3 protein-coding genes are annotated in these 5,185 nt (G+C 29.2%); 1 reads left to right on the top strand and 2 read right to left on the bottom strand.

Annotation, left to right across the window (positions count from 1 at the left end; genetic code table 11):
* Positions 1-231 precede the first annotated feature (231 nt).
* Positions 232-1,809: a cell wall-binding protein Cwp5 gene (locus tag KGF39_RS18835; protein WP_227823488.1), complete on the bottom strand. Its 1,578-nt coding sequence runs from the start codon at positions 1,807-1,809 to the stop codon at positions 232-234.
* Positions 1,810-2,111: 302 nt separating this feature from the next.
* Positions 2,112-4,523, bottom strand: coding sequence for a cell wall-binding cysteine protease Cwp84 (locus KGF39_RS18830; RefSeq protein ID WP_227823487.1), 2,412 nt, complete (start codon positions 4,521-4,523; stop codon positions 2,112-2,114).
* Between the two features lie 229 nt (positions 4,524-4,752).
* Between KGF39_RS18830 and KGF39_RS18825 the strand changes: the two genes are divergently transcribed.
* Entirely contained in the window at positions 4,753-5,154 is a 402-nt protein-coding gene (locus KGF39_RS18825) for a GtrA family protein (RefSeq protein ID WP_227823486.1), read from the top strand.
* Positions 5,155-5,185: the final 31 nt, after the last annotated feature.

Here is a 5,185-nt window from a genome sequence, read left to right as displayed (position 1 = left end):
TATTGCTATTGCTATTGCTATTGCTATTGCTATTTAGATTATTTTTCTTTATTCTAGTTTTGTCAATACTTTTATGTATTCTTTTGCTACATTCAACTACACTCCCCATGTTACCTCCCCAAGATTTATTTAACTATATATTTAGCTATAAGGCTATTTATCTATAAACCCATTTAACTATATATCTTCAGATATAATTCCAACACACAGTTCACTTAAATATACATATTTTTAGTTAAGAAATTTCTTTAGAAATCCAAGCTTATCTAGTATATCTTGTATTTTATTGATTTTCTGACTTATAGAATCTATAGCTTTTTCAATTGAATCAACCTTAGCCTCTAAATCCTCAACCTGATTAACTTTTTTATCTATAGTACCATTATTAGTTATATCACTATTAGATGAATTATCTATAAGCTTTCCTATATATCCATCATTAATCAATTTTGTATCATTAGCAGAAGCTAATATCATCAACGTATCTATATCTGAATTTCTAGTATTTTCTATAACTCTACCATTTTTGTCACGAACTGACAATATGGTGATTGTATCATGATTATTAAATCCACCTTCTCCAATATTTCTAACTATAACATTTACCAAAGTAGCATAGTTATTCACTTCACCATTAGGCATATCTACTGTAAGAGTTTTTGAACAATCTCCTTTTATATTCACAGTTATTGGTTTATTTGTCACCATTCTAAAAGCTTCATTTACAGCATCTTCTTTTGGTTTAAAGTTTATAATGTCATTAGGACTTGCTATATTTATCATATCAGTTAATTCCTCAACAGTTTTTGCTTCAAACACAGTTTTTTCTTGTAAACTTTTAATCTCATCAAAAGCTTCTTCATTTCCATTTCCACCTACCTGTGTTATCGTACTTAATTTTTTAGTACTAAGTATATCCCTTTGTTTTGTGTTTAATTTATTGCCAACCAAAACAACAGGAGACTCATTTTTGGCAGCCAAAACTCCAACAGCTAATGAATCTATTAGCTGATTCTCATTTTTACTACCATCCTTAGTTACATATAGATTACTTAAATTTGTATCAGAATAAAACTTTTCTATAACTTTAGCATTAGTCTCATTTCTATCTTTTCCACTTAATCTTTCTGCATTAGGAAGACTCTTTTCTACAGCTCTTGAAACAGAATTTGTCCCTCCAATTACATATGCTTTTATAACTTTCTCATCTCTTATAAATTTATCAAATGCTTCTACTCCATCCTTAGGACTAGACAAAATTATAGGCATCTTATTTTGAGCTGCTGGTGCTCCAACACTAACAGCATCACTCAATCCTTTTTCACCATTTACTACAGCAACATCCTTAATATCTTTTATATCCTTAAGCTTATTAGCCAAAATCAGTGAAGTTTCATATCTATCCTTACCATTAATTCTTTCTACATTAAGTCCATTACCTTTTAATTTGTTCTCTATATCTTTATTAAGTACAGCAGTACCTCCTATCAAATAAATATCTTTAGCTCCTAGACGTTTTATCTCTTTTTCAGTTCTATCATCTAGTTTATCACTTTCTGTCAAAAGTATTGGTGCTCCTTTAGCCTTTGCAAATGGTGTAGCTGAAAGTGCATCAGCTAATGAATTATCATTAACTAACACTACATTAGAACTAGAACTGTATGCCTTTTGACTTATCTTTACAGCAGTTTCATATCTACCATTACCTATTAATTTTTCCTCTGTAAGTGCATATGATGGTATTATAGAAATGCTACTTAAAGTAAGCGCTATTGTCAATATTGTTAAAATAGTTTTTGGTGCTTTCATTATTATTCCCCCTTATTTTGTTTAAAATCTTACTATATTTATATTATAAAATAACTTTACACTATTTTACAGTTTAAAATTATTACATTTTTCATCAATAATAAAGAGTCTATCTCAAAATATAGACAATCCTATTTTCCATTGTTGAAATGATGAAAATATATTTGATTTCACACAAAAAAGAGTGCCTCATGAACTAAAAAGCTCCTTTTGAGACACCCCTTTTTGTTATTTTATATTTATAAACTTCTATTAAATATTTTTTAATAATAAAGCATATAGATTTATTATCTTTCTATTCACTATTTTCCTAAAAGAGTATTTAGTTCATTAAAAGCATTTTCATTTCCATTTCCACCAACTCTAATAGGAGTTTCTATTTTCTTAGACTTAAGTACAGTTTTTTGACTTTCATCTAACTTATTTCCAACTAGAACTACTGGTGAATCAGTTTTAGCACCTAATGCTCCTACTGCTAGTCCATCTATCAAATCTCCTTGACGCTTTGAACCATCTTTAACAACAAAAGCATATTTTAAATCTGAATTAGTATAGAACTTATCTATTATCTTAGCATTAGTTTCATTTCTATTACTTCCTGCAAGTCTTGTTGGATTTGAAAGCTTACTTTCTAAATTTGATGATAAAGTAGCTGTGCCACCAATTATATAAGACTTAGTTATTTTTGATGAATTTAAAAACTCATCAGCACCTTGCAACTCACTCTTTTCATTAGTAAGTATTATTGGCATATTGTTATCAGCAGCTGCTGCACCAACACTTATTGCATCTGCAAGTCCATTTACACCATTTGCCACTGCAACTTGTGAAACAGATTTTATACTATTTAGCTTTTGAGCTAGAGATATACTAGTCTTGTATCTATCACTACCTGAAATTCTTTCTACTGATATACCCATATTGCTAAGTTGAGCTTGTACATTCTTGCTTAAAGAATCTTCTCCACCTATTAGATAAACTTTTTTAGTTCCTAATCTTTGTAACTCTGACTTAGTTTTTGAATCTAAGTTATCTTTTCCTGTTAAAAGAATCGGAGAGTCAATTGCTGCTGTAAATGGTGTAGCTGTTAAAGCATCCACTATTGCATCTCCATTTACTAATACTGCATATTGTGAAGAAGCCCATCCTTTTTTGCTAACTTTAACTGCCGTTTCATATCTATCTGCCCCAGTTAAAGATTCTCCTGAAGTAGCTTGTCCAGAAGATGTTTTTGTTATAGCTTTTATAGCAAAGTTACAAGGAGAGAACTCACTGTATGTATTTATATCCTCAAATTTATTATTTTGAAGTATGTAACTTTCACCTAAATTTGCTTTAGCTTCATATAGATAATATCCATCTATGTTAGTTTCATATGCTAAAGTAGATTTTTCTCTATTAGGATTTGCTGAATTATCTATCACTACTACTATTGCTCCTTTTCCTTTTGGTAGGTTATAAGAGTTAGTAGGTACATTTATGTATCCAGAGTATGATACTGTTCCATTTGCAAGTTTTGTCATTGAGTTATTTTGAGGAACTCCATTTACTACTGGTGCATAGTATACTTCATATTTTGCTCCTACAGAGTCTGTTTCAAACATAACAGAGTCAAGTTTTTCAGAGTCTCTGCTAAAATCAAATACATTTGCTGCTGTTATTTTATTTGACATTATTTTACTAAGACCAGCATATTCAAGTTGGTACATTTTTTTGTCACTATCTGGTTTTGATACTGATTTCATTGCATAGTTATCTGTATCTGTTAGTAATGTCTTATCTTCATAAGAAATCCAGAAAAATCCTTTCATAGAGTTGAATTCTCCCCAACTACTTTTTACTAACCATGCTCCATTTGATTCTGGCTTAACGTCAGATGCAAAGTTATCTTTTGAATAATTATCATCCCATCCCACTATTGATACAGAGTGATTTAAAGGTGCACTTCTATTTGTGCAGTTATATGCTGTTTCATTGTTATTAAAATAGCTTTTATAGTGAGCATAGCCTGATGTTACTGCACCATATTGCATTATTGCATTTTTTACGGTATTTTTATCTTTATTAAGACGTACAACATCTGTCACATTAAACTGTGTAGGTGCAGTATCCATATTTGAAGGTCTCGTTGCACCTTGTTCTTCAGATTTAAGATTATATGGTATGTCCTTTTCTAATTTAGGACCTGCCCATGCTGTAAGATATCCTATAGCTGTTACATTTGAACTACCTGACATATCATCTAAGTCCCATCCATGTGTTCCACCAGTTGACCACCATCTAAAGTGTTCTTCTGAGAGATCATAAGTTCCATAACCTTTTAACTTTAAATATGATTCTAAAGTTGACATACTAGAAAATGCCCAACATGTATTAAGCTCTCCTTGATTTTTCGCTGGTGTAGTTAAGCCTAAGTTCATTGGATTGTATGCTACACTTGCTTTGTATGATGATGGAAGAGTACTTCTTCCCTTATTTTGAAGTATTGTCCCTTCCATTTCATATGGAACTGGTATTACTCCATTATATTTTGCTGTATCTCCATTTTTAACATCTTCTAAGTACTGAAGATAGCTTTCAGAATACTCTGCAGTTTCTACTCCATCTAAAGTTTTATTGTTTTCTGCTGAGACAGGTATTGTTGACACTATTAAAAAGCAAACTGTCAACAATGCCAGTAGCTTTGACAATTTTTTTGATTTGTACTTTCTCATATTTACCCCCTTATATGTATTTAATTTTTATTATATCAGATTTCTAAATCTAGGTCATATTTTATTTTGATAAAATATGGATTATGAGTACATATTAATTATAGAATATTATAGTTTTATTTTTTATAATATTTTAAGATATATTGATTTATTAATTGATATGTTATACTGAAATGTGTTAATTTTATTTAAAAATAGTTATTATTTGATTAGTTTAGGAGGGCTATATTTGATTTTAAAAAAGCATAAAGAGACAATATTATATTTATTTTTTGGAGTATTTACTACCCTTATAAATATAGTTTCATATTTATTTTTTACTAGAATTTTATCATTTAATTTCATACTTGCAAATGTCTGGGCATGGATAATCGCAGTTTTATTTGCTTATCTTACAAATAAGTTTTTTGTTTTCAAAAGTATGAATATTGATATAATTTTCTTATTTAAAGAATTTTTATCTTTTGTTAGTTTTAGATTACTCTCTGGTGTTATTGAGATGTTAATTATGTATGTATTGATTGATTTGCTATTTGTAAATGATATTATAGTTAAAGTGATTACTAATATAGTTGTTATAATTTTAAATTACTTATTTAGTAAGACAATAATTTTTAAGAATCTTAAATAAAAAAATAAATCCCAAGTTCAAAAGAGCCTGG

The organism is Clostridioides sp. ZZV14-6345 (assembly GCF_020657775.1).
Lineage (GTDB): Bacteria > Bacillota > Clostridia > Peptostreptococcales > Peptostreptococcaceae > Clostridioides > Clostridioides difficile_D.
Note: the sequence above shows the minus strand (reverse complement) of the source record. Positions and strands in the feature narration are given on the sequence as shown.